The sequence below is a fragment of the Trichocoleus sp. ST-U2 genome (assembly GCF_039961875.1).
Lineage (GTDB): Bacteria > Cyanobacteriota > Cyanobacteriia > Cyanobacteriales > FACHB-T130 > FACHB-T130.
On record NZ_JAMPJY010000013.1, the window covers coordinates 1 to 24,825 of the forward strand.

19 protein-coding genes and 1 pseudogene are annotated in these 24,825 nt (G+C 46.1%); 10 read left to right on the forward strand and 10 right to left on the reverse strand.

All coding sequences use genetic code 11. The features are described 5' to 3' along the window. Positions 1 to 115: 115 nt before the first annotated feature. Both NC996_RS11055 and NC996_RS11060 read right to left on the reverse strand, forming a co-directional pair. Positions 116 to 358: pseudogene (locus tag NC996_RS11055) on the reverse strand (Uma2 family endonuclease); the annotation flags it as partial. A gap of 174 nt (positions 359 to 532) precedes the next feature. Then, positions 533 to 1,171, reverse strand: a complete 639-nt coding sequence (locus NC996_RS11060) for a peroxiredoxin (protein ID WP_190415478.1) — start codon at positions 1,169 to 1,171, stop codon at positions 533 to 535. A gap of 242 nt (positions 1,172 to 1,413) precedes the next feature. On the opposite strand from NC996_RS11060, the gene psbU reads away from it, so the two are divergent. Next, the gene (gene psbU, locus NC996_RS11065; protein WP_190415476.1) at positions 1,414 to 1,848 is read left to right on the forward strand and encodes a photosystem II complex extrinsic protein PsbU; all 435 of its coding nucleotides are present in this window, start codon (positions 1,414 to 1,416) and stop codon (positions 1,846 to 1,848) included. A 200-nt stretch (positions 1,849 to 2,048) separates the two neighbouring features. Further along, positions 2,049 to 3,821 (forward strand): L-aspartate oxidase, encoded by a 1,773-nt coding sequence (gene nadB / locus NC996_RS11070; RefSeq protein WP_190690233.1) that lies wholly within the window; start codon positions 2,049 to 2,051, stop codon positions 3,819 to 3,821. A gap of 72 nt (positions 3,822 to 3,893) precedes the next feature. Here nadB and NC996_RS11075 read toward each other — a convergent pair whose 3' ends face one another. The 5 genes from NC996_RS11075 to NC996_RS11095 form a co-directional block, all read right to left on the reverse strand. Then, on the reverse strand, positions 3,894 to 4,235 hold the full coding sequence (locus tag NC996_RS11075) for a hypothetical protein (RefSeq protein ID WP_190440968.1): 342 nt from the start codon (positions 4,233 to 4,235) through the stop codon (positions 3,894 to 3,896). Between the two features lie 641 nt (positions 4,236 to 4,876). Then, positions 4,877 to 5,038 carry a hypothetical protein gene (locus tag NC996_RS11080; protein WP_190428556.1) on the reverse strand — a complete coding sequence of 54 codons (162 nt, stop codon included), beginning with the start codon at positions 5,036 to 5,038 and terminating at the stop codon, positions 4,877 to 4,879. Positions 5,039 to 6,784: 1,746 nt separating this feature from the next. Next, on the reverse strand, positions 6,785 to 7,666 hold the full coding sequence (locus NC996_RS11085) for a hypothetical protein (RefSeq protein WP_190415465.1): 882 nt from the start codon (positions 7,664 to 7,666) through the stop codon (positions 6,785 to 6,787). A gap of 50 nt (positions 7,667 to 7,716) precedes the next feature. Then, the gene (locus NC996_RS11090; RefSeq protein WP_190525704.1) at positions 7,717 to 8,319 is read right to left on the reverse strand and encodes a DUF1517 domain-containing protein; all 603 of its coding nucleotides are present in this window, start codon (positions 8,317 to 8,319) and stop codon (positions 7,717 to 7,719) included. 105 nt (positions 8,320 to 8,424) lie between these two features. Continuing rightward, positions 8,425 to 12,168, reverse strand: a complete 3,744-nt coding sequence (locus tag NC996_RS11095) for a PAS domain S-box protein (protein ID WP_190690237.1) — start codon at positions 12,166 to 12,168, stop codon at positions 8,425 to 8,427. A 150-nt stretch (positions 12,169 to 12,318) separates the two neighbouring features. Here NC996_RS11095 and NC996_RS11100 point away from each other — a divergent pair, with 150 nt between their 5' ends. Beyond that, entirely contained in the window at positions 12,319 to 12,996 is a 678-nt protein-coding gene (locus tag NC996_RS11100; protein ID WP_190415460.1) for a response regulator transcription factor, read from the forward strand. A 596-nt stretch (positions 12,997 to 13,592) separates the two neighbouring features. After that, positions 13,593 to 13,949, forward strand: a complete 357-nt coding sequence (locus NC996_RS11105) for a hypothetical protein (protein ID WP_190690240.1) — start codon at positions 13,593 to 13,595, stop codon at positions 13,947 to 13,949. A 112-nt stretch (positions 13,950 to 14,061) separates the two neighbouring features. Here the strand turns inward: NC996_RS11105 and NC996_RS11110 are convergent, their stop codons facing one another. Together NC996_RS11110 and pdxA are read right to left on the reverse strand one after the other, a co-directional pair. Further along, positions 14,062 to 15,114, reverse strand: a complete 1,053-nt coding sequence (locus NC996_RS11110) for a phosphodiester glycosidase family protein (protein ID WP_190690243.1) — start codon at positions 15,112 to 15,114, stop codon at positions 14,062 to 14,064. A 55-nt stretch (positions 15,115 to 15,169) separates the two neighbouring features. Further along, positions 15,170 to 16,342: a 4-hydroxythreonine-4-phosphate dehydrogenase PdxA gene (pdxA, locus tag NC996_RS11115; protein WP_339380550.1), complete on the reverse strand. Its 1,173-nt coding sequence runs from the start codon at positions 16,340 to 16,342 to the stop codon at positions 15,170 to 15,172. 58 nt (positions 16,343 to 16,400) lie between these two features. On the opposite strand from pdxA, the gene NC996_RS11120 reads away from it, so the two are divergent. After that, positions 16,401 to 16,514, forward strand: coding sequence for a PetM family cytochrome b6-f complex subunit 7 (locus tag NC996_RS11120; protein WP_190415454.1), 114 nt, complete (start codon positions 16,401 to 16,403; stop codon positions 16,512 to 16,514). On the opposite strand, the gene NC996_RS11125 is transcribed toward NC996_RS11120, so the two are convergent. Then, positions 16,476 to 16,634, reverse strand: a complete 159-nt coding sequence (locus NC996_RS11125; RefSeq protein WP_190429786.1) for a hypothetical protein — start codon at positions 16,632 to 16,634, stop codon at positions 16,476 to 16,478. The two genes, NC996_RS11120 and NC996_RS11125, sit on opposite strands and share 39 nt — an antisense overlap. Positions 16,635 to 16,793: 159 nt before the next feature. Between NC996_RS11125 and NC996_RS11130 the strand changes: the two genes are divergently transcribed. The 5 genes from NC996_RS11130 to NC996_RS11150 all read left to right on the forward strand — a co-directional run bounded on the left by NC996_RS11130 (position 16,794) and on the right by NC996_RS11150 (position 24,544). After that, positions 16,794 to 17,771 (forward strand): SDR family oxidoreductase, encoded by a 978-nt coding sequence (locus tag NC996_RS11130; RefSeq protein ID WP_190674226.1) that lies wholly within the window; start codon positions 16,794 to 16,796, stop codon positions 17,769 to 17,771. A gap of 119 nt (positions 17,772 to 17,890) precedes the next feature. Continuing rightward, entirely contained in the window at positions 17,891 to 18,808 is a 918-nt protein-coding gene (locus NC996_RS11135) for an NAD(+) kinase (protein WP_190415730.1), read from the forward strand. 193 nt (positions 18,809 to 19,001) lie between these two features. Beyond that, positions 19,002 to 20,039, forward strand: a complete 1,038-nt coding sequence (glpX, locus tag NC996_RS11140) for a class II fructose-bisphosphatase (RefSeq protein ID WP_190415450.1) — start codon at positions 19,002 to 19,004, stop codon at positions 20,037 to 20,039. 155 nt (positions 20,040 to 20,194) lie between these two features. Next, a complete protein-coding gene (locus tag NC996_RS11145; protein ID WP_190429782.1) occupies positions 20,195 to 21,481 on the forward strand; it encodes a glutamyl-tRNA reductase in 1,287 nt (428 codons plus the stop codon). A 75-nt stretch (positions 21,482 to 21,556) separates the two neighbouring features. After that, positions 21,557 to 24,544, forward strand: a complete 2,988-nt coding sequence (locus NC996_RS11150) for a UPF0182 family protein (RefSeq protein ID WP_190690246.1) — start codon at positions 21,557 to 21,559, stop codon at positions 24,542 to 24,544. Positions 24,545 to 24,825: the final 281 nt, after the last annotated feature.

Sequence of the window (24,825 nt, forward strand, 5' to 3'; positions counted from 1 at the left end):
CGCCCGTCTGAAGGCGCTCGGATTGAGGACTTTCAACTGTTGGTAGAGCATGAGCAGATTCAGTAACGCTTACCTACTTTTGGCTCATTTTCTTGATTCATGCAAGAGGTCTAATAAATCCCGTGCTAGAAGAAAAAGTTATCCCCGTGCCGTCTTGTTCTGACCATAACCAGAGCTGCCCGAATATATTACCTTCTCGGTTTCCTGTCTCTGAACCAGTTGGGGGCATGATGACGATTTCCCCAGTTTTATTCCGTTCAATGCGTAAGTTGCGGTTAATTTGACAGAACTCAAAAAACTGTTCGTCTGTCATTGGCATTGATGGCGGAATTCGCACAACTAGGGGAGAAGAAAGCATTCTGGATTTCCTCGATTCAGTTAGAGTGGGCAACGCCTACTCCAAAATTTTACTGTTGGCTCACTCAAACCAATGAAAATAGCCTGACGGACGATTAGCTTTCGACCCATCAGGCTATTGTTAATTATCTAGTGAGCGATCGCGCACAGCGATCGCTCACTTACCCACTCAAAACTATTTGTCCGGTTGGGGAGTCATCCGCAGGTAAGGCTTGATTTCCGTGTAACCTTTAGGAAATTTCTCTTTTAACACTTCCGGATCTTTTAACGAAGGAACGATTACACAATCGTCTCCCTCTTTCCAGTTAACTGGAGTGGCTACGCTATAGTGATCCGTCAGTTGCAGCGAATCGATTACCCGCAGCAATTCATCGAAGTTACGTCCGGTGCTGGGCGGGTAGGTGAAGGTGAGACGCAGTTTCTTCTGCGGATCGATGACGAAGACCGATCTAACCGTTACGGTGTTGGCGGCGTTGGGGTGGATCATGTCGTAAAGGTCAGAGACCTTCTTATCCGGATCTGCCAGAATTGGGTAGTTAAGACCAACACTCTGAGTTTCTTCGATATCACCGACCCAACCTTTGTGGGAGTCAACATCATCGACGCTAAGTGCGATCGCCTTCACGTTGCGCTTGTCAAATTCTGGCTTGAGACGAGCGACTTCGCCAAGTTCTGTGGTGCAAACGGGCGTAAAGTCTGCGGGGTGAGAAAATAGCACTACCCAGCTATCGCCAGCCCACTCATAAAAGTTGATTTGACCGTGTGTAGAATCCTGAGTGAAGTCGGGTACTTGGTCGCCTAATCTAAGAACCATATCGGATTTCCTGTGAACTACCTTGAGGAACGATCTTCTATATTGCCACAAAACCCCAGTTTCCCGGTCGGAGTTTAGCTCTTTATTAAGATTTGGGAAAACTAGCCAACTTCCAATTGTTCCAGAGTTGAGGTGGAGTGGGTACCGAGAGGTAATAAGATGAGAGGATAGAAAACAAAAATTAAACTAATAGTTGAGGACATGGTACCCTCAATCATGCTGTGTCAGGAGGATTTAAGTTTATGAAACGATTGGTTCGTCTGCTGACAGTGTTGGCTATGTTGGTGAGCTGCTTAGGATGGATGGGGCTGCCCAAAAGCGCTATTGCAGCCGATTTGACGGGTGTAGCACTGCACTCTTCATCAGTGTTGGCAGCAGTCGAGGCACCCCTCCGGAATCGGGCGGACGATAAGCTAGCCACCGAGTTCGGGAAAAAGATTGACTTGAACAACACCAATGTGCGAGCGTTTCGGCAATATCCAGGGCTGTACCCCACTCTGGCTCGCAAAGTTGTCGATAATGCACCTTACAAGAAAGTAGAAGATGTCCTGCAAATTCCAGGGCTAAGTGACGGTCAAAAAGAACGGCTTCAAGCGAACCTGGATAATTTCACGGTGACAGAAATAGAATCAAGCTTCGTGGAAGGTGGCGATCGCTATAACAACGGCTACTACTAAAGCGCTTTAGTGATTTACTAACCGTGGTGAGTCGTGACTATCCGGGAAAAGATTCTGCAAGCTGGGTGAGATCAACTTAACCTTGCATTCAGAATCTAGACCCTCAAAAGAACCTTCGCCCCTAACGACTCGATTTTCATCACCCACTCCATTAAGGAGTGGGTTATTTATTATGAGTGGAAGTATTAAGGAACTTATCGTTGAACTCTATAAACTTAAAATCTTTATCCCAGCAGGAAATACCCATCCAGTTTGATGTCTTGGTAGTAGGCGCAGGTGCAGCAGGACTTTATGCAGCGCTTTGTCTACCAGACTCGTATCAAGTTGGTTTGATTACAAAGGATACTCTGCCCCTTTCTGCCAGCGACTGGGCGCAAGGCGGCATCGCGGCTGCAATTGACCCGACAGACTCATCTTTGCTGCACATTGAGGACACAATGCGGGCAGGGGCGGGTTTGTGTGACAAAGAAGCCGTACAGTTTCTTGTAGAGGAGGCTGCATCCTGCATTGATTCGCTAGTGGATATGGGCGTTGCCTTTGACCGCAAAGGAACCTATCTCGCTTTGACCTTAGAGGCGGCTCATTCTCGTCCCCGCGTGCTTCATGCTGCCGATACGACGGGTCGCGCAATGGTGAGTACCTTAACCGAACAAGTGCTGCGTCGTCAGAATATCCAGATTATCTCTCAAGCATTTGCCCTAAGTCTGTGGCTCAATCCTGAAACTGGTGAGTGCCAGGGAATTTGCCTGGTTTACCAAAATCAGATTAGCTGGATAAGGGCGGGTGCGGTGGTGCTGGCGACAGGCGGCGGAGGTCAAGTATTTGCTCAAACGACAAATCCATCGGTCAGTACGGGAGATGGGGTAGCGATCGCGTGGCGTGCTGGGGCTATCCTGCAAGACTTAGAATTTGTCCAATTTCACCCTACAGCCCTCACCAAGCCGGGTGCGCCTCGTTTTTTGATTAGTGAAGCAGTCCGGGGGGAAGGCGCTCATCTGGTCGATTCCCAAGGACGACGATTTGCCTTTGATTACCATCCCGCGGGTGAACTCGCACCGAGAGATGTTGTCAGTCGAGCGATTTTCAGCCACTTGCAGCAAATCGCAGCCGACCCTGCGACAGGCCACGTTTTCTTGGATTTGCGCCCAATTCCCGAAGAAAAGATTCGCCACCGTTTCCCTAACATTATCCAGGTGTGTCAGCGGTGGGGGATTGATGTCTTTCAGGAGCCAATTCCGGTTGCGCCAGCAGCTCATTACTGGATGGGAGGCATCGCCAGCGATTTAATGAATCGTACCTCGATTCCCGGTTTATATGCGATTGGGGAAACAGCTAGTACTGGCGTTCACGGTGCCAATCGTCTCGCCAGTAATTCCCTCCTGGAATGTTTGGTGTTTGGTGCCCAACTGGCTCATTTAGAAAGCAGTCAGAAGCAAGAAGGAAAGACTCGAAAGGATCAAACAGCAAGGATGCAGGATGAAACAACACAAGAAAAACCAGACAGTGGAAGCATGGGAGAACTTTCCCCTTTGACTCTCTCTCATCCCTCATCATTCATCAGCGATTCGACCGAACGAGACAAAATTGAAGCTTTACGGCAAGATTTACCGCGCTTAGTGTGGCAAAGTGCTGGAATTTGTCGATCGCAAGAGGTTTTAGAGAATGCGATCGCTCAAATCGAAGTTTGGCAACAGGAATTTGCTGCTCTGTCTCTAAGTCAGTACCTGATGAATTTAATCCCCGGTCAGCGTGCTAGTTTCGACTTACCCGATGCCGACCAACAACTGCGAACTTGGGGAGAAACTCACAACTTACTAGATGTGGCGTATCTAATTCTCAAAAGTGCTGCTTTTCGCACAGAGAGTCGAGGCGGACACTACCGAACTGACTTCTCTCAAACCTCGCCAAACTGGCAAGTTCACACCTTAGTTCAACATCAGCATTGGTGGAAATCTCCCCCTCTGCAAAACTAAACAGTTCTAAGAAAGAACAAACTTCTTTATCCTTGCCTTTTAACTTTTACTTGACCTTTACCTTTGCCTGGTTCAGCGCGTTCCTGCACCAGTGCCATCGCCAGCAGGAGGGCCGTTATCTTTCGGTTGAAATGCTTTCCCTTCCCCGCCAGATTTTAGTAAATTCTGGGTCTCAGCAGCACTCCAGAAGCTGTTTGACGGGCTGTTGTTGGGAAGAGTGGGGTCGATTCTGGCAGACACCATCTGGGGGCTGAATAGTTGCAACCCAATCAGTAAAGTTGCTGTTCCTGTGAATCGAAAGTAATTACTCATAACACCCGTTACAGTTCCTAGACTTTTGGGAGTGCCACTTTTGGGAGTGCCAGTAATATCAGTATATCCACTGAAAACCTCAGTAGCCAGTACCTTTATCAAATCTTTTTCTTTACGTTCTCTTCATGAAAACTTGAGCTTCTACAAAGAATTTGTAAAGTTAGAATCTGTAGTAAGGTATGCTAAACAAAGCTGTGGAAGTTGTTCGAGTGATTTTCTGACAATAGCAGGCGTTTCTGTGTAGTGGTCAACTAAACGTTTATTTGTAAGTTTAGTATTCAGTATTTTCAACGATAGATCTGGCAATGAATCCGGAAAATTTTCATAAGCTTAATATTTCGTATTTTTATTTTCTCGAAAAAGTTATTATCAAATCAAAAATGATTTAGGCTCTTCCTTTGGTATTAATTGGTAAAAGTTTGATTGAAGCTTTCAAGACAGGTGTTATACCTTTCATTTTTGGAGACTACATATCAGATATCCCCAGTCCTCTTTTAAAGGGGGACAATAGATGTCTCCATTGCAGACATGAAGTAAAATCGTCAGGACTTACGCATCTGTCACAAGCAATGGCGCGGCTATGCGTGCCGAGCGCCCAAGTAGAGGACAAACATGGTTCTATCCTCAGCTCATGACGCATCCCAAAAAAGTAGGCGGATTCACACCAAACTCTATTAAGTGAATTATCAAGGCGAAAAGCACAAGGCAGCACTGGTAAAGACTGTGTTTAAGAAAGGGCAGTTTCAGCGCTGGGTGTAGAGGTTCCAGCGATCGCGCCTTTTCACGCTTAGGATGGCAGGGCAAACTGGGATATACCTACCAAAGCAAATAAACTCTTGAGAGTCGATGAGTTTATCCGAAGAACCTGTAAACGATAGCTGCTGTTCAAAATGGCAGCAGTTCATCAGATGTTTCAGTTAGAGGTTCAGTATCAGCGTTACCAAATCCAGCTCTAACAACCTAGATCGAGACTGGATTGGAGTTCGCTGTACAGGAAAGCGCAGCATAAATTATTGTCTTTTTACCTAAATTTGCTCTGATTTGGCACAGAAACCCGTCTAGTAATCGTTAAGACAAACATCAACACCAAAAGCTGGACTTGCCAAGGCAAAAAGAGCAAACATAGAATCAAACTGACAGATGCTGCTGATGCAGCAAGCATGGCAACTTCATCGTGAGAATTCTCAAAGATAACGAAGGCTGATGCTATCGAGATTGCTAAAGGGATTAAAAAAAGCAAGGACATATCCAAAACCTCTTGAAATCGAATATGCAGGCTACTTGTTGTCAAGTTGCCCTGTTTAGGGTCATTCCATCAAGCTATTACCATGTTTCCCTCCTCACCTCCTTTACACATCACCCTAATGGGTAAACTTTTCTTAGGAAAAATACAGGGGATCGTCTGAGGGATTAGTATAGATCGAATTTAAATTTTACGCCCTAAGTCGCCGTCAATTTATAAAAACAAATTTAAATAAGAACGATAACGGCTATCAAATATAGCATTGTTGCGACCAAAACTACTGATACTATTTTGGGCGAATTTCGTTTAAGTAGCAGCTACGCTGGAGAAATTCAACTAACTATAGCAATCCTATTTGAGTTGTGGAATGCCAGCCCTTCAGCTTCTCAACTTCTCTAAGAAGCCGGGGAGCAAGGCTTCATGAATCCTTGAGGACTGCTATAGGTAGCAGGGATAGGAAGGAGGGGAGTTTTTTCAGTCAATCAGGCGAGAAAGCTCAATCTGCACACACTGCTTGAGAGATAAGCGATTTGGGTAGACAAAGTACAGCTCAAGTAAATACAAAGCTAACAGAAGCGATCGCTTAGTGTGTCTCTCAGTCTCTCTTGACGTCTAGGCTGTACGTAGGTTTCAAGGTATTGCTTTATCTGGATTGACTGCAAGCATCCTTCAACCCCCTTGATAAGGACTCTCGGCTAATCGCTCCCCCAAAATGTAAAGTTTTGTAACAACTTTTTTGGTGGTGAGGGGTGTGACCCCTCAGTGGGGTATATTGAATTTAGTAGATGCACCCTGATGATCGACGCCCTCAAGTTTTTGTTGGGCGTTTTTTGTTTTTAGGGGAGTAGCGATCGCGCAGGCTATGGGCGGCTACTCGGTTCTTTGAAGCTGGTAGAAGCAGCTTCTGGTAGTAATGTCATTTTGTTGTGCAAATCGTCTGCAACAGTTCCTTAACCCCCGCAATGGACGCACCGCTACACTACCTACCAAGGTGGGTAAAGAGGAAGCCCTGATGTAGCCGCTAATAAAGTGAAGGGGGATAACGCGCGACAGCCAGAACGTTTGGCTTTTTGAGGAGCGATTGAGAAGTTTTATAACAATCTTTTATTAGGGGTGGGGGGTGTGACCCCTCAGTGAGGTATATTGAATTTAGTAGATGCACCCTGATGATCAACGCCCTCAAGTTTTTGTTGGGCGTTTTTTGTTTGACTTAATACTCGTAACCGCAAGTTAATTTCCCTCCGCGCTTGCGGGGAGGGGTTCCAGGAAGTTCAGCCCCAGAGTCTTCTCAAACGGCGAAAAGCAATAAGATACAGCTTGTAAAAATTTCTTTTGACGCTGTAAGCGCAAGGCAATGTGCGCTTACAGAGCTAGCTAGGAGAATAGGCGTTACCCACGCTCGCGATAATTAGCGGCGTCTGCCACCAGAACCAAACGATCCCCGACTACGACTGGGACGCGATCGCGATCCGCTGCCAAAACTGGGACTTCTATTCGCGCGGCTGGGAGTCGATCCGTTAGAGCGACGCAGCGTGCTGGAACCATAACCCGATCCAGTAGAACGGTTTCCGCTTTGCGGGACTCGACGAATGCTGGTCGGTTGACTGGATGAAGGCGATCTTAAGCGCCCAGTGGTCCGCAAGGTTTGACGATTTCTAACAGCTGGTGGCGGTGCTTGGTAGCGGGTTTGGTATTGCTGAACCGCTTGACTATAAGTGTTGCCGTATCCGCCGTAACCTCTCATAATTCCGCCCGGTTGATACACTGGCGGCATATAGTAACGCGGCGTAAACAACAAACTGCCTACGGCTTGACCTGCCAATGCTCCTGCAAAAGGTGCCCAGAAGCTTGACTGCTGACGCACGACCACGGTCTGGGGTTGACCTGTTTGAGGGTCGGGTCGCGTTTCAGTGACGTTGTGAACGTATTCAATTTTGAAGTCTTCTGGAATGTGCAGAGATGCCTGACCGTTAGCTGCTTTCACATAACCCTTCTGACCAGACTTAATTTCTTCGTCTGTCAGACGTGCCATTTGCAAATCTGTAGAGCGATAAACAGCGGGCGTGCCCGGAGGGGTATTGAGCAACATGAGGGTGTATTCCCCATCGGCATCATTGTAGGTTGCCTGCTGGACTGGATATTGTCCATCAGGCAAACGACTTTGAGTGGTCGTTGTCTTAAAGTCCCGATTCTGAGATGGGGCTTGGGTTGTGGTTGAGGGACTACCACAAGCTACCGTTGTGAAGCACAACGTCAGGGACATGAAAAGAATGGTCAATCTACGTAACATAAACGGATGAATAATTTTGATGAGGAAGCTATTAGCCATTAAAGGGGAATCTAAAGAGGAATCAGTTCTGGAAAATTCAGCAACAATTGATCGTTTGTGAGTTCATCACCCAACTGCGCTGGAGAAAAGTGAACTTGTATTGCTCGCAGCCTTTCCTGATAGTGCAGATTAACCAAGGCTTTTAGACCTTCTTTAAGCGCACTAAGATTGGCGAGATCGCCTTCGAGTACCGGAAGTTCCCCCTCATAAGCCACCGTAATCATCACAATCAAGTTGCGAGTGACTGGCAATGACAAGGGTTCATTTCCGTGAGAGGGTTGGCTGAAGTCTGGTTCGCTCAAATAGCGCTCAGCAGAGTCTGTGAACAATTCATTCACATAGTCTCCAGCTTCACCTTCATTCCAGAAAACGTCGCCTTCATTCGCTGCGGATTGCCAGTAAGTATCGTACTGTAAGAGGTTCTGACAAATTTCAACCAGTCCTTCGCCCAAAATTTGCAGATCCCCGTCAGCTTCGACGGCTTCTCTAGCAGCACGATTTAAAACTCCCAACAGAGGCGCAACCTCTGCACCTGCTAGATGGACAAACAAACGACAGACTACAAAGCGGCTTTTGCCACTGATTTGATTGAAGCGATCGCGCCAAGAAGTCATGACTTATCTTGCTACCAAATGCCAATCTTAGTCAATTGAGCTACTTTTTTACTTTACTCGGTGGGTGCGATCGCAGCCGTCTACCCTCAGAATGGTTTGACTGCTCTAGCTGGGCTGGAGACTTCCTGGCCTTACAGGGTTGTATAAAGGCAATGTCACAGTGCAAGTGGTTCCCATCCCGACTTCACTCTTTACTGTAATTGTGCCGCCGTGTAAGTCCACACACTTCTTAGTCACGGTTAGTCCTAATCCCGAACCAGCGACATCTCCAACATTTTCCCCTCGATAGAACGGCTCAAATAGATGAAGTTGGTCTTCTAGCGGAATACCAATGCCTTTATCCCTAATTTGCAGAGTTGCCTCTTGGCGATCGCAAACGAGGGAAAAATGAATATGACTGCCTTGGGGGGAGTATCTAATCGCATTGGAGAGTAAATTGGTAACAATCGAGCGCAGAAGTTTTTCATCGATTGCTGAGTTTGGGCTATCTCCCTGGCTGACAAATATTATTGAATTCTTACTACCTGCAATTAACCGCATTTCTTCAGTTAAGTAGTAGCAAAGCTTTTTGATGTCAATAGACGCAGGATTAAATTCTAGTTTCCTGGCTTCCGCTCTATTGATGATTAGAATATCTTCTAATAGCTGAACCATGTGTTTGGCACTGGTTTGAATCCGAGCAATATTTTTCAATAATTTCTCTTTTGACCATCGCTCGAAGGAATGTTCTAAGGATTGCGAAGAGAGTAAAATCGTGCTGATTGGAGTGCGAAATTCATGGGAAACCATTGAAAAAAAGCGCATCTGAAGCTGACTGAGTTCTTTTTCTCTTTCTAGCGCCAGATGAATTTCTTCCGTTTTTTTAACATCGGTGATGTCTACTCCTGTACCTAGGATTTGTTCGGGTCTACCGTCAGCAGTTCTTGTAAAGACAACCTCACTGATATGAAACCAACGCCATTCACCCGTGGCGTTTTTCATCCGGTATTCTTTTTCGATTACTTGATCTTCTGTAGTAGTGGCAAACTCTTTGCTAAATTCCTCGATTTTAGCGAAATCTTCTGGGTGTAAAAAATCTGATAAAATCCGCGATCCGATTGCTTGAATTTCTGCCTGGGTGCATTGAAAAAAGTCTTCCGTTCGACGATTGGCATAAACATTACAATCTTGGATTATGTCATAAATGTAGAGCCAATTAGGAGTTGTATCGGCAATTTTCTGAATGAAACGTTGGCTTTCCTTCAGCGCTTCCTCGTTAGCTTTGCGCTCGGTAATGTCGATGCAGGTGCCAATGTAACCCGCAAAATCTCCTTCTGGGGTAAACCGGGGAACTCCTTTATCTACAATCCAACCGTATTCGCCATCAGCCTTTCTCAATCGATATTCTATACAAAAGGACATTCGGGAATTGAAAGCGGATAAGTAGCTATCTAAACAATGCTGAATATCTTCAGAATGCACGCCTTCCAACCAACTATTCCCAATTTCTTGTTCTAGAGTCCGTCCGGTAAAGTTTAGCCAAGTCTGGTTGAAAAACGTACAAAGTGCGTCTGGATCGGACATCCAGATCATAACGGGGGCGCTATCAGCCATCATGCGGAAGCGAGCCTCGCTCTCTCGCAGCGCTGCCTCTGCTTGCTTACGCATGGTGATGTCGCGTAACACTGATAGATTTCGCCCAGGAAGAAAATTAGCTCTAGCCGCATACTCAACTTCTCGCACGGTTCCATCTGGATGAAGGAGGCGCAATTCTCCGGTTGCCAGCCCTTGTTTTTGGAAGCTGTGCCACGCCTGTTCAAAATCGAAACTAGGCTCCAGAAAGTCTGCAATCCGCTTTCCCAAAAGTTCTGAAAGTTGCAGCCCCAGTAGTTGGCAGGCGGCTGGATTCGCCTCCACATAAGCGCCCTCGTCATCTGTAATTAATATCACTTCGAGTGCGCCCTCGAAGATTGCTCGCAGTTGTTCTTCCCTAGTACGGACGTCGGTAATATCCATCGCTGAGCCGGTAATGCCAATAACTTCCCCGGTGGGATTCCGCAACGGCTCTACGGTTAAATCGTAGTGGCGAACTTTTCCATTGAGTGTAATACACGTCTGTTGGCGCGTTCCAATTCCGCTTTCCAGCACCGGGCGTTTAATCGCTACCAGCTGTTGGGCATCTTCAGGCGAAAAGACTTCGGTTTCTAATTTTCCTAGTAAAACTTCGTCAACAACCCTTGAGGTGGGATGATGTACCCAGGTGTAGCGTAAATCAGTGTCTTGATTAAAGACAACGATGGGTGAATTTTTGAGCGCAATCCGAAAGCGTTCCTCACTAATTCTCAGTGCTTCTTCAGCAGCTTTGCGATCGCTAATATCGGTGGAAATACCACCAATTGCGTAGGGAATCCCTTCGGTGTTATGAATGAGAAACTTGAGCGATAAGTAAGTGCGGATACCGTCGGGGCAAGGAATAAGTTCTTCAAACTCAAAGGAACTTCCAGATTCAAGCACTCTTTTGTCGTTTGATACCAATCTATCTGCGATTTCCTTGGGAAATATATCGTAATCGTTTTTGCCGAGAACTTGCTCTCTAGTGAGGTGCAATAAATTTTCAAACTGGCGATTGACTAGAATGTGTCGGCAAGAAGTGTCTTTAAGGTAGATAATTGCTTGGGAGTTATCTAGAATTGCCTGGAGCCGTTGTTCGCTCTCTCGGAGAGCTAATTCTGCTTGTTGGCGTAGCGTAGCGTGCCGCAGGCGATCGCTGATATCGCGAGCAAAAAAACTAGCGTACTCCTTGCCCTTAAACTGCAAGTAATTGCCTGTCACCTCAATCGGGAATATCCTGCCATCTTTGCTACGATGATGCGACTCCAGGGAGAGAGAGCCGCGTTGCTTGATAGCTTGCCAAATATCTGGCCAGACTGCTGGGGGAATGTCCGGATTTACGTCATATAGACTCATCGAGAGTAATTCTTCTCGTGAATAACCGATGGAATGACAAAGGGCGTCGTTTACATAGACAAACCGCCCTTCCGGATTTATCCAAGCGATCGCATATACCGCCCGATCGACACAAAATTGGGTTAGATGTAACGCTTCTTCAGCTCGCTTGCGCTCGATAATTTCAGCCAGCAGCAATTCATTCGTACTAACGATTTCTGCGGTTCGTTCCTGAACTCTGATTTCTAGTTCCTCATTAACCTTTCTGAGTGCTTCCTCTGCGCGTTGACGCTTTGCATTTTCGCTATACAGAAGCAAGTAAACCCAGCATAAAAGCAAAAAAACCGAGCCTGTGCCAAGATAATGCATCAGGATTGTATTTTGAGCGCTGGTTGATACTGCTAGCGATCGCTGCTGTAAAAATGCTCGCTCATCATTCTGCATCTGCTGAATTAACTGGCGAATCTCACCCTGACGCTTTTGCTCCTCTTCAATCAGGGCAATCTGACCAGCCGCATCTTCATCATTGTTTTGTCGCAAGGAAACTAACTTTTCGACTACAGGGAGTTCCTTTGTCACTAAAGACTCAAGCACATTCAACTTTGTCTGTTGCAGGGAGTTATCGCCCGTCAACTTTCGGAGCTTTTGAATTTTCGAGCCAATTTCCGGACTAGCCGCGGGAGCGGTGTTTAGCCAAGTTTCGTCGCCCCTGAGGATATCGTTGCGTTCCTTTGCTTGAATATCTTTTAGCGTAGAAAGCATCTCATCAAGGTTCTGCACAACTTCTTCAGTGTGCTGTATCCATTCATGGCATTCGATCGGTTGAGTCATGCTCCAATACGAAGCTGTACTTGTTGCACCGAGTAGCAACAATGCCAACCCTAAACCGCTGATAATCATTGTTTTTTTAATAGGCCACTTCATCGCATTGTTTTCTTGCTAAGGTTACTGTTTATCCTGCGTTAATCGTCCGAATGATAGATGATATTCTATGAATAGGGCAGTTTAGCCAATTAGAGACTTTATCAATCATCTTTATTTCCCGTTTTTTATCAACTAAAAGCAATTTATGCAATGAGAATCCTTCTAATAGAAGATGATTTGCGTCTTGCAGAAGCTTTAGTAGAAGCTCTTACCGATCAAACTTATGTGGTTGATGTGGTGACAGATGGGGAAGCTGCTTGGGATCAAGTCCAAACCGTTACGTATGACTTAATTTTGCTAGATGTAATGCTGCCTAAGCTAGATGGCATAAGCCTTTGCCGTCGATTGCGCTCTCATGACTACAACCAGCCAATCCTCATGATCACTGCCCGTGACACTAGCGCAGATAAAGTCACCGGCTTAGATGCTGGAGCGGATGATTATATTGTTAAACCGATCGATCTGCCAGAGTTATTAGCCCGGATACGCGCTTTGTTGCGTCGAGGGAGTTCCTCAGCGTCTCCAGTGCTAGAGTGGGGCAGCTTGAGCTTTAACCCTAGTACCTATGAAGTTAGCTATGCTGAGCAATCTTTGCACTTAACCCGCAAGGAATATTCTTTATTGGAGCTATTCCTCCGCAATGGTCGGCGGGTACTCAGCCGCAGTAGCATCATTGAACACGTATGGTCTCTTGAGGAACCGCCAGAGGAGGAGACTGTTAAAGCCCATATTAAAAGCCTACGGCAGAAACTCAGAGCAGTAGGCGCACCGCCCGATTTGATTGAGACAATTCACGGTATTGGGTATCGCCTTAAACAGCTATCTTAATTTGATGCTTTGTAAACAGCAGCAAAATATTATTTGCAAAAGTTTACTGTTTTTTTCATTTCTTCTCGATTTCTTCCCGATTTCTCCTCTATTTTTTTACATTTGAGACGTAATCTTAGATTCAAAACAGGCTAGAGTCTGTTTCCCAATCTGACGACCTCCTTTTAATGCAGGCTGGGTTAGTCGGCATACGCTAGAAGCGATTAATCCAGTATGCTCTCTTTGCGCTATTAGATAGAACTGATATTAATCCAATAGAAGCTGAGTTTCCTGTTAATATTCATGCCTTGAGTTTGCAAAGCAGCCGATGTTAACAAAAACCTCTAAGCAAGATACCCGTAAACTTTATGGCTGGGGGAAATTATTACCTATTAGTCAGCCTATAAGTACTATTTTTGTCTCTTCATTTGCAAAGAAAGTAATTGAATTTTATCTGTGTTTTTACGTGAAAACTTCATAAATGAAATAAGAGAAAATCTCCAGTTTTAAAATTTGCCTTGGGCAACACCTTGATGTTTCTAAAAGTAATAATAGATATAAATTGGAAAATTAACTAAACAAAATCACAATTTTATTCGATAAAAAGTGAGGTTAAAATGGCTAATCGAACCATCAATTTAACAATGTTATGGGTTGCCGATGAAATTGCTCAAATCTTAGACAATGAACAAGAGTATTTTGAATACGGAGCTTTTTTAAATTCTAGATTATATAAAGAATTAATGACTTATACCCTGAGTCGAGTTCCTAACGTATACGCTGCGATCGAGGATGGCCAAAAAATTTCAGAGAAATGTAATCGCCGTTACTGCTCTGGAGAAAGAAAGCTGCACATAGAAACAGTAATTCGCCAAGGAATTTTTGAGATTCTCCAAAGGAAGAGAGATTGGATTAAACATCAACTTCCTAGCTCGTCTGAGCAGAGTTTTTCCCCATCTACTTGGTTTACCTAATTTGCAAAGGTTTAAAATGAAGAAAGCAAAAAAATTGAAAATGCGATCGCACCCTACTTGAATCAACAGGGCATTCCTTGCGATCGCATTCTTATTCCTGCCTACTCTTTGCTCAAGGAGCGCTCACCACGCCAATAGTTTGTGGAATTGTTCTTGGAGATGTAATATAATTTACACCCTGAGCAAGCAACTGTGAAGAGCCGCCACCATCGAGCATAACTACTTGATCTGCACCAAACTTTTTTAGTGTCTGTGCTGCATGAAACTGTGTTGAATCACTCGAATTAAAAATTAAAACTGTTTCGGAGATTCCATTAGAGTCTCTATCTAGGACTCCCATAAAAGTTCTACCTAAATTTTTGTTCATAAATTTATTCGCCTTTTCGCTTAAGCCAACAATGATATTGGGAGCTGAAGAAGAGTAAAGAGAGTTTTTACCATTAAAAACGCTAATTTCTGCACGATTATTCCAAACCGCAAGCATCAGCTTTTGGCTAGCAAATTCACTTTCGCCTGCATAGCCGTCACTCATAATGATTCTATTGGCTTTAACTGGAAAAGCTAAGTTAGTGATAGTGGCGGATTTAGTGTCATTTCTGAAAAACTGACCATTCGTTATCGAAAAAGCTTTTTTATTAAAAGAATAGAAATTTTTCCAGGCTTGTGTCAGCGTTTGGCGTCTCAACTTAGGATCGTTTCCTCCATAAGCGCCTTGTTTCTTACCGGGATTGGTAATCTCGCCATAAAGGAATTTGACAGACGCGCCTTGGCTCAAATCAACAACTTGCACATAATCAGATTTTTGGTTATAAAGCGTAACTCCTGGCGCACTTCTAATAGCTTTAAAACCAAGAGGAAAGAACTTTTGATTGCGATCGCTTTTAACAAATGGTGTTTGTGAGGAGATACCGTTTTTAGCATCCAACCCTAGAGAATGTTCCCGGTGAATAGAATTCGCGGCTACATAAGCAACAGGTAAAACGACAAAACCCCTCTGTGCGGTTTTTAAATACCTTAAGTCTGCGAAGGCGGAGTTCGTTGGTACTGTTGAGGCTGCTATTGGCTCGAACTTGGCTCGATCGTTCTCAGATTTAGACGCAGGAAGTTTGGGAGCGCTCAAGTGGATGCTTTGAGCGATCGCGCTAAAAATCAAATATGCAAACATGAACAATCTCTTCTCGAATTAATCTGGCTGACGATACCTGATTCGCTAGCGAAAGCTACATAGCGTTCGCGGCTGTCCTCCGAGCCGCTAATTCAGCCCCAAGTTGAATCGCTGCCTTCATACTGGTAGCATCGGCAATTCCCTGACTAGCGATATCAAAAGCAGTCCCGTGATCGGGGGAGGTGCGGATGAAGGGAAGACCGATAGAAGTATTCACCGCTCGGTCAAATGCCATCAGTTTAACGGGGATTAAACCTTGGTCATGATAGAGCGCCAAGTAAGCATCGTGAGCCGATGAGATGCCATTTGAACCGAACCAGGCTTGACCGGGCTTTACCCACATCGTATCTGGGGGAATTGGGCCATCCAGTTGCAGATCGGGTCGCCGTTGTTGCTCTAGCCAAGGGATTAACCAATCGATTTCTTCTCGTCCTAGTTGACCTTGTTCGCCACTGTGGGGATTTAATCCAGCGATCGCTATCTTTGCCTTTTCTATCCCAAAATCTGCTTTTAAGCATTCCACCAGCAAATCAAGCTTATTCGTCAGCAGTTGCGGTGTCAGCACCTCAGCGACTTGACGGAGGGGAATATGGGTAGTCGCAAGTAAAGTGCGGAGTGTCCAACCAGTATGCGGCGATCGCGCCACAAATAACATCCCAAAGCGCTGAACCCCGGAACGCTTGGCTAACAATTCTGTTTGACCCGGATAATCATATCCTGCGGCTTTCCAAGCAGATTTAGCAATCGGGCCAGTCACAATGCCTTGGAACTCACCCGAAAGCGTGTGCGCGATCGCTGTTTCCATATAAGCAAAGCTTGCCGCGCCACTCGCAGCATTCCCAGTCCCAATCTTGATTTGCCGCTCTATTTCCCCATCCAGCGGGACATCAAGAATTGATAACTGTGCCGGGTTTGCTAGCGGTGCTGACACCAACTCAGATGCCTCCCCACCCGCTTCTAAAGTCTGTGTAGGCAGGCTTTGTTCCTGTTGCTGGGAGCGGCACGGCACCGTGCCCTTACGTTGTCGGGTCAATCGATGATAAGTTTCTTGCAACAGTCCCCGACTGCCAACGACAGTAATCGCGCAATTTTCGGTAATCGGATCTGCCAACGCCTTCAGCACCACCTCTGGCCCAATCCCCGCCGGATCTCCCAGTGTTACCGCTAACCGAGGACGTTCTTGCCGTTGTGTGAGATTGGTAGGTGTTTGTGTAAAGAAAGTTTTCACAGCTTTCAGTTTAAAATACTCTAAACTTTTTAATTGATTCCGAAGGAGCCTACAACCGATGAGCGGTGAGATTTTTAATGCAGCTATATTGTCCTCTACCCTGATTTTAGTGGGTCTGGGTCTAGGCTTTTTGTTACTCAAAATCCAAGGCGGCGAAAACGAGTCCCTCTAAGGGCAACCCCTGAAAGCAAGGGCAAGCCACGCCGGGGCGTGTTCCATCAACGCGCCTAGCAGCTTGTCCGTTGCCATAAAAACGAATCGTTGATTTGTTCCTCGCCCGTTGCTTTGTCATCTGGCGAGAGTTTACTATTGGGCATTTTTATAGGATTAGCGAATGGCAATTGAGGTGCGCGATCGCTCTGATTACTAGTTTTGTAAACTTTCTTTGCGTTAATTCTGAGATTTCTGATAACATCTTATAGAAAGTTTAAGATTCCTTACTAATTACTAGATGACTTTATTAATTGTCGGTGCCACCGGCACCCTGGGCAGACAGGTGGCTCGTCGGGCAATAGAAGAGGGCTATCAAGTTCGCTGTCTGGTACGAAGTGCGAAGAAGGCGGCATTTTTAAAAGAATGGGGCGCTGAGTTAGTCGGCGGCGATCTCACCAATCCTGAAAGCCTGAAAGCAGCCTTTGAAGGTGTCACAGCCGTGATTGATGCGGCAACTTCACGACCGACAGACGCCACTAGTATCAAACAGGTAGACTGGGATGGCAAAGTAGCGCTGATTCAAGCCGCCAGCGCTGCCAAAGTAGATCGTTTTATCTTCTTTTCCATCTTGGATGCTGAAAAGTATCCCAATGTCCCGTTGATGGAAATCAAGCGGTGTACGGAGCTTTTCTTAGCAGAATCCGGGTTAAATTACACCATTTTGCGACCTTGCGGCTTTATGCAAGGGCTGATTGGTCAGTATGCAGTGCCGATCTTAGATGGACAAGCTGTATGGGTGACAGGGGACACCTCTCCGGTGGCTTACATGGACACTCAGGATATTGCTAAGTTTGCAATCAAAGCCCTGAAGGTTCCGGAAACTGAAAAGAAAACCTTCCCGATTGTCGGTTCTCGCGCTTGGGGTGCTTATGAAATCATCCGCCTGTGCGAACGTCTTTCTGGGCGAGAATCCAAGGTGACGCGGATGCCTTTGGGCTTACTGCGGACAGTGCGACGGATCGCTCGCTTTTTTGAATGGGGCTGGAACCTAGCAGATCGGTTGGCTTTTGCCGAAGTGGTAGCGACCGGCAAACCCCTGAATGCGTCGATGGATGAGGTTTATCAAGTCTTCGGGATAGACCAAGGTCAAATCACGACTTTGGAGGCATACCTGCAAGACTACTTCAGTCGCATCTTGAAAAAACTCAAGGAAATTGATTACGAAAAATCAAAAAATAAAAAGCAGAGTAAAAAGAAAATGCCCTATACCTCTTGAACTGATTACAGCCTCAAAGCAAAGTGAGTTGTTAGTTGTTGGTTTTTAATAGGTTACATACCTAAAAACCAATCCTCGATCGCTAACAATTAAGAATGAACTACTACCGGACTCGAAGCGTGCCCAAAGCAGGGATTATATACAATGACACCAAACCTGTAGCTTGTCGCGCTGCAACAGAGTTAAAAGACAAGCTGACAGCCGCTGGTTGGGAAGTTTGCATGACAACAGGTTCCGGTGGGATTTTGGGATATTCTCGCCCCGATCGTCCGGTATGTCATACTCCAATCGATTCCCTGGCTCCCCCCGGCTTTGATGAAGAGATGAAATTTGCCGTGGTGTTAGGGGGAGATGGCACGGTTCTAGCGGCATTTCGCCAAGTGGCACCTTGCGGGATTCCCTTGCTGGCGGTGAATACTGGGCACATGGGTTTTCTCACTGAAGCTTATGTGAACCAGATCCCGCAAGCGCTGGAAATGCTCATGGCTGGGGAGTATGAAGTCGAAGAGCGGGCGATGCTCGCGGTGCAACTATTTCGCGATAATGTCCGGCTGTGGGAAGCGCTGTGCCTGAATGAAATGGTGATTCATCGGGAACCGCTCACCAGTATGTGCCATTTTGAGGTGCTGATTGGGCGTCACGCGCTGATGGATATTGCCGCAGACGGGGTGATTATCTCGACCCCGACTGGCTCGACGGCTTACTCGTTGAGTGCTGGGGGGCCGGTGGTGACGCCTGGGGTGCCGACATTACAGCTAGTACCGATTTGTCCTCATTCACTGGCGTCTAGGGCATTGGTGTTTGCAGATAGCGAACCTGTGACAATTTTCCCCGCAAATCCTAACCGACTGGTAATGGTGGTGGATGGGAATGCTGGATGCTATGTATTGCCAGAAGATCGGGTGTATCTGGAGCGATCGCCTTTTTCAGCTCGATTCATCCGCTTGCAATCCCCTGAGTTTTTCCGAATTTTACGAGAAAAACTCGGTTGGGGTCTGCCTCACATTGCTAAACCGACATCGGTTGAATTGCCTTAAAAAAAGCCAGGAGTCATGAGTTATTCGTGATTTCCCAACGAATGACCCATGACCCATCAGCCGGACGAATTACAAAAGTTAACATAAACCAAGCCGTTAATCTCCAGCTTTGGGTATCCCCCCTCTGATAGACTTCTAACTGGAATCGCCAGATGAAACGACGCTAAATCAAGCAGTTGAGAGGATAATTTTTGTGGAAAACACGCTGGGATTAGAAATTATAGAGGTAGTTGAGCAAGCTGCGATCGCATCCTCCCGGTGGATGGGAAAAGGCGAAAAAAACATCGCTGACCAAGTCGCGGTGGAAGCCATGCGGGAGCGGATGAACAAAATTTATATGCGGGGTCGGATCGTCATCGGTGAAGGCGAACGGGATGATGCCCCCATGTTGTATATCGGAGAAGAAGTTGGTATCTGTACCCGCGAAGATGCCAAAACTTATTGCAACCCAGATGAATTAATTGAGATTGACATTGCCGTTGACCCCTGCGAAGGCACCAACCTCGTTGCCTACGGTCAAAATGGTTCAATGGCAGTTCTGGCAATTGCTGAAAAAGGCGGTTTGTTTGCCGCTCCTGACTTTTACATGAAAAAGCTGGCAGCGCCCCCAGTGGCACGCGGTCATGTTGATATTAACAAGTCCGCCACCCAAAACCTAAAGATTCTCGCAGAGTGCCTGGGTCGCTCGATTGAGGAACTGGTGGTCGTAGTGATGGATCGCCCTCGTCACAAAGAACTAATTCAAGAAATCCGGCAAGCGGGAGCCAGAGTGCGACTGATCAGCGATGGTGACGTTTCTGCTGCCATCTCCTGCGCCTTTGCCGGTACCAATATTCACGCTTTGATGGGAATTGGTGCTGCACCCGAAGGCGTCATCTCAGCAGCCGCTCTGCGCTGTCTGGGTGGACACTTCCAAGGTCAGCTGATCTACGATCCAGATGTGGTGAAAACTGGATTGATCGGAGAGAGCAGAGAGAGCAATATCGCACGGCTTAATAGCATGGGCATCACAGACCCAGACAAAGTTTACAGTGCTGAGGAACTCGCCTCTGGCAAGACAGTTCTGTTCGCAGCTTGTGGTATCACTCCTGGTACGCTCATGGAAGGCGTGCGGTTCTTCAAGGGTGGGGCACGGACTCAAAGCTTGGTCATTTCCAGCCAGTCGCAGACCGCCCGCTTTGTTGATACAATCCACATGTTTGAAGAGCCGAAGCAACTGCAATTGAGGTAGTCTGCGGATAATCGGAAATCGGGTTGCAGGTTGTAGGTTGCAGGTTGAAGGTCGTGCAGGTTAACTTTCAACCTTCAATCTTCACCCTTCAATCTTCAATCTTCTAATCTTTTAACCATCAACCCAATAAGCAATTAGTAATTAGCAATTAGCAAATGAATATTGCAGTCGTAGGTCTTAGCCATAAAACAGCGCCGGTTGAGATTCGGGAAAAATTAAGTATTCCAGAGCCAGCGTGTGAAGGTGCAACTCTTGCCCTCATGAGCTACCCCCACATTGCAGAAGTCGCGATTCTTAGCACCTGCAACCGCCTGGAAATTTACATCGTTGCTCATGAAACCGAACAGGGCGTTCGGGAAGTCACCCAATTTCTTTCCGAACACAGCAAATTTCCCCTCCATCAACTGCGGCAACACTTGTTTGTTTTGTTGCATGAAGATGCAGTCATGCACTTGATGCGAGTGTCAGCAGGTTTAGATAGTTTGGTGCTGGGGGAAGGGCAAATCCTGGCGCAAGTGAAACATACTCACAAACTGGGACAGCAATACAAGGGCATTGGTAGCATCCTGAATCGGTTGTTCAAGCAAGCACTGACTGCTGGGAAGCGAGTTCGGACGGAAACCAGTATCGGTACGGGTGCTGTCTCCATCAGTTCAGCAGCGGTAGAGTTAGCCCAGATCAAAGCCCAGAACTTGGCAGCTTGTCGAGTGATGATTCTAGGTGCGGGGAAAATGTCCCGGCTGTTAGTGCAACATTTACTGGCAAAAGGAGCGGTTCACATCTCGGTGTTGAACCGTTCTATGCAACGGGCACAGGAATTGGCGAATCAGTTCCCAGAGGCACAGTTGCAACTGTATCCACTGTCAGAAATGATGTCAGCGATCGCTTCCTCGGATTTAGTTTTTACCAGTACCTCTTCTACAGAACCCCTGTTAAATCGATCGAAACTGGAAATTCACCTGGAAGCGCACCGAGGTTTGATGATCTTTGATATTTCCGTGCCGCGTAATGTGGATGGGGATGTTAACGATCTGGACAACGTGCAGGCGTTTAATGTCGATGACTTAAAGGCAGTGGTGGCTCAGAATCACGAAAGCCGCCGCAAGATGGCAATGGAAGCCCAGGAATTGCTAGAAGAAGAGGTGGAAGCCTTTGATCTCTGGTGGCGATCGCTGGAAACCGTTCCTACCATCAGCTGCCTGCGCGATAAAATGGAAACGATTCGCACCCAAGAGTTAGAAAAAGCTTTGTCTCGCTTGGGTACGGAATTTGCCGAAAGACATCAAGAAGTTATCGAGGCACTAACGCGCGGAATTGTCAATAAAATTCTGCACGATCCGATGGTACAACTGCGATCGCAGCAGGATATCGAAGCCAGACGCAAAGCGATGCAGGCACTCCAAACTCTGTTTAACCTGGATATAGGCGAACAATTTAGCTAATCGTTCGGGGTTCATCGTTCAGGGTTCATGGCAAACTTCTATGAACAATGAACAACGAACAACGAACAATGAATAATGAATCGAATTTTTCCAGGACTTTTACTGCTACTAGGACTGTGGCTAGCCTTCGATCTAGTCGCTTACCTAGTAGCAGATGTTTTTTGGTTCCAGGAAGTCGGATATCTACCGGCGTTTCTTCTCAGGGTAAGCACTCAGGCGGGGTTGGGGGCGATCGCATTTATCGTCACCGCTGGCTTTTTACTAGGTAATCTATATCTTGCCCATCGTCTTAAGTATTCTAAAGAGATCCCCCCAACAGGGTTTAAAAAGGGGGAGGTTGATTCTCACTTTTTTCTAGAGAAGCAGCGCGTTGGTGCGGGAGTTAGGGGAGATAAAGTCTTAAGTGAAGAGTACCAAAGAGAATCTTTTTCTTCGATCCGTCCTCAGTCCTCAGCACTGAAATTGCGATCGCTTTTGCCTTTGCTAGGAGTACTTAGTTTAGCGATCGGGTTGATGCTGCTGCACTACAGTCAAATAGCCACGAGTTATTGGCATTCTAAGGTCGGGTTGCCAAGTGTATCTCCTCTGTTGCCAGTTTGGTTTCAGCCTGACTTGATCTGGCAGATGGGTAGAAAGATGCTCTCTAGCATCTGGCAGGTTGTCGTGGTGTTGGTATCGGCGGCGCTGGTGTTGATTTATCCGCAGTTTTTGTTAACTGCGATCGCGCTTGTCCTCAGTTTATTCTTTGGACTGGTGCTGTCAAGCCACTGGGCGCGGGTCTTACAGTATTTTCATCCCACCAGTTTTAACAGCGTTGACCCCTTATTTAGGCAAGATATCAGCTTTTATGTATTTCAGTTGCCTATTTGGGAGTTACTAGAATTTTGGTTTTTCGGACTATTTTTGTATGGTTTTGCAGCAGTCACTCTAATATATTTGCTGTCTGGAGATAGTTTTAGTGAGGGAAGATTTCTAGGGTTTTCCAAATCCCAGATGCGCCATTTGTGCGGACTCGGCGGTTGCCTGTGTACTGCTTTGGCTCTCGGTTATTGGTTATTGCGGTATCAATTGTTGTATTCCACCACCAGCGTTACTTATGGTGCCAGTTACACCGATGTCACCGTGCGATTGCCACTGTATACCGGATTGAGCGTATTTTTACTAGCGATCGCGTTGCTTTTGTTTTGGCAGACAATTCAATTAAAAATTAAAACTTTTAAATTAAAAATTGGTTTGTTGGGATTTTCAATTTTCAATTTTTTATTTTTAATTGGCTTACCTGTCGCAGTGCAACGCCTCATTGTTCAACCCAATGAGTTGGTGCGAGAAAGAACCTATATTGAACACAGTATTGCCTATACGAGGGAAGCATTTAATTTAGAGAATATTGACGTTCAAACCTTCGACCCTCAAGCAAATCTTACTGCCGTAGACCTCCAGCAAAATGAACTGACGATTCGCAATATTCGCCTTTGGGATACACGTCCCTTATTACAAACAAATCGCCAACTGCAACAGATTCGGCTTTACTACAAATTTCCTGACGCCGATATCGATCGGTATACTTTGAAACTAGAAGCATCTGCACAAAGCGATGGGACAGAAAAACGACAGGTGATTCTGGCAGCACGGGAATTAGATTACAATGCCGTTCCCCAAGAAGCTCAAACTTGGGTTAATAAACATTTAGTTTACACTCACGGTTATGGCTTTACCCTCAGCCCTGTGAATACAGTTGGCGCAGGTGGGTTGCCAGATTACTTTGTTAAAGATATTGGAACGAGTGCGGATTCTGGTGATAACAATGCCTTAAATGTATCCAGCGAACGCATTCGAGTCAGTATTCCGATTGGGATACCCCGGATTTACTACGGCGAACTCACGAATACTTATGTGATGACGCCAACGACAGTCGAAGAGTTAGATTATCCCAGTGGCAACGAGAATGTTTATAACACTTACGATGGTACTGGCGGCGTCTCCATCGGTTCGTGGTGGCGGCGTCTTTTATTTGCCGAGTATTTGAAAGACTGGCAGATGATGTTTACGCGGAATTTCACACCGCAAACCAAGCTGTTGTTTCGTCGTAATATTGCACAGCGAGTTCAGAAGATCGCGCCTTTCTTGCGGTTCGATAGCGACCCCTACTTAGTGGTTGCCAAGACCGATGCATCGAAGGAGCAAAATTACCTTTACTGGATTATTGACGCTTATACAACAAGCGATCGCTATCCTTACTCCGATCCTGGAGAAAACCAATTTAATTACATCCGCAACTCTGTCAAAGTCGTCATCGATGCCTATAACGGTTCGGTTAATTTTTACGTTGCCGACCCCCAAGACCCGATTATTAACTCCTGGACTGCTATCTTTCCCGACCTGGTAAAACCATTAAATGCAATGCCCACTTCCCTGCGGAGTCATCTCCGCTATCCAGTGGACTTTTTCAGCATTCAGTCGGAACGGTTGCGGACTTATCACATGACCGACCCCCAGGTGTTCTATAACCGGGAAGACCAGTGGCAGGTTCCGACTGAGATTTATGGCAGCGAACCGCGACCCGTAGAACCCTACTACCTAATCACAAGACTGCCAACTGCCCAGGAGGAAGAATTTATTCTGCTGCTTCCTTTTACACCCACCCAACGTAACAATTTAATTGCCTGGTTAGCAGCGCGTTCCGATGGGGAGAATTACGGCAAGCTGTTGCTTTATCGGTTTCCCAAACAGGAGTTGGTCTATGGCCCAGAGCAAATCGAAGCTTTAATCAACCAAGATCCGGTTATTTCTCAACAGATTTCTCTATGGAATCGGCAGGGTTCCAGGGCAATACAAGGTAATTTGTTAGTAATTCCAATTGAGCGATCGCTGCTCTACGTCGAACCTCTTTATCTAGAAGCAGAACAAAATAGTCTACCAACATTAGTGAGAGTGATTGTCGCTTACGAAAACCGTATCGTTATGGCAGAAACTCTCGAAGAAGCACTTCAGGCAATCTTTCAACCCGAAGAATCCGCTACCCCAGCAATTATCCGTCCAGTCGAACCGTCGGGTGCTCCTTAAATCGCTTATTTCAAGGATTTAACACTTTGTAAAAATGTTTTCTGGAAAGCATCTCTACAAAGTGTGAATTCTCAAAGAAAACGTAGTTATCAAATAAACAAATACCACTTTCTCTGGTAATGCTACATAGCAGAACCCTGACCAATATTCGATTAGGGTTGCGGTTGGAGATATAAAGCGAAAGGATATGAATCACTTAATAAGTAAACTTTCTATTAGTATCAAATTCAAAGATTTGATTTTAGTTTATAGCTTTCAGCTTAGGTTTTATCACGACTTCT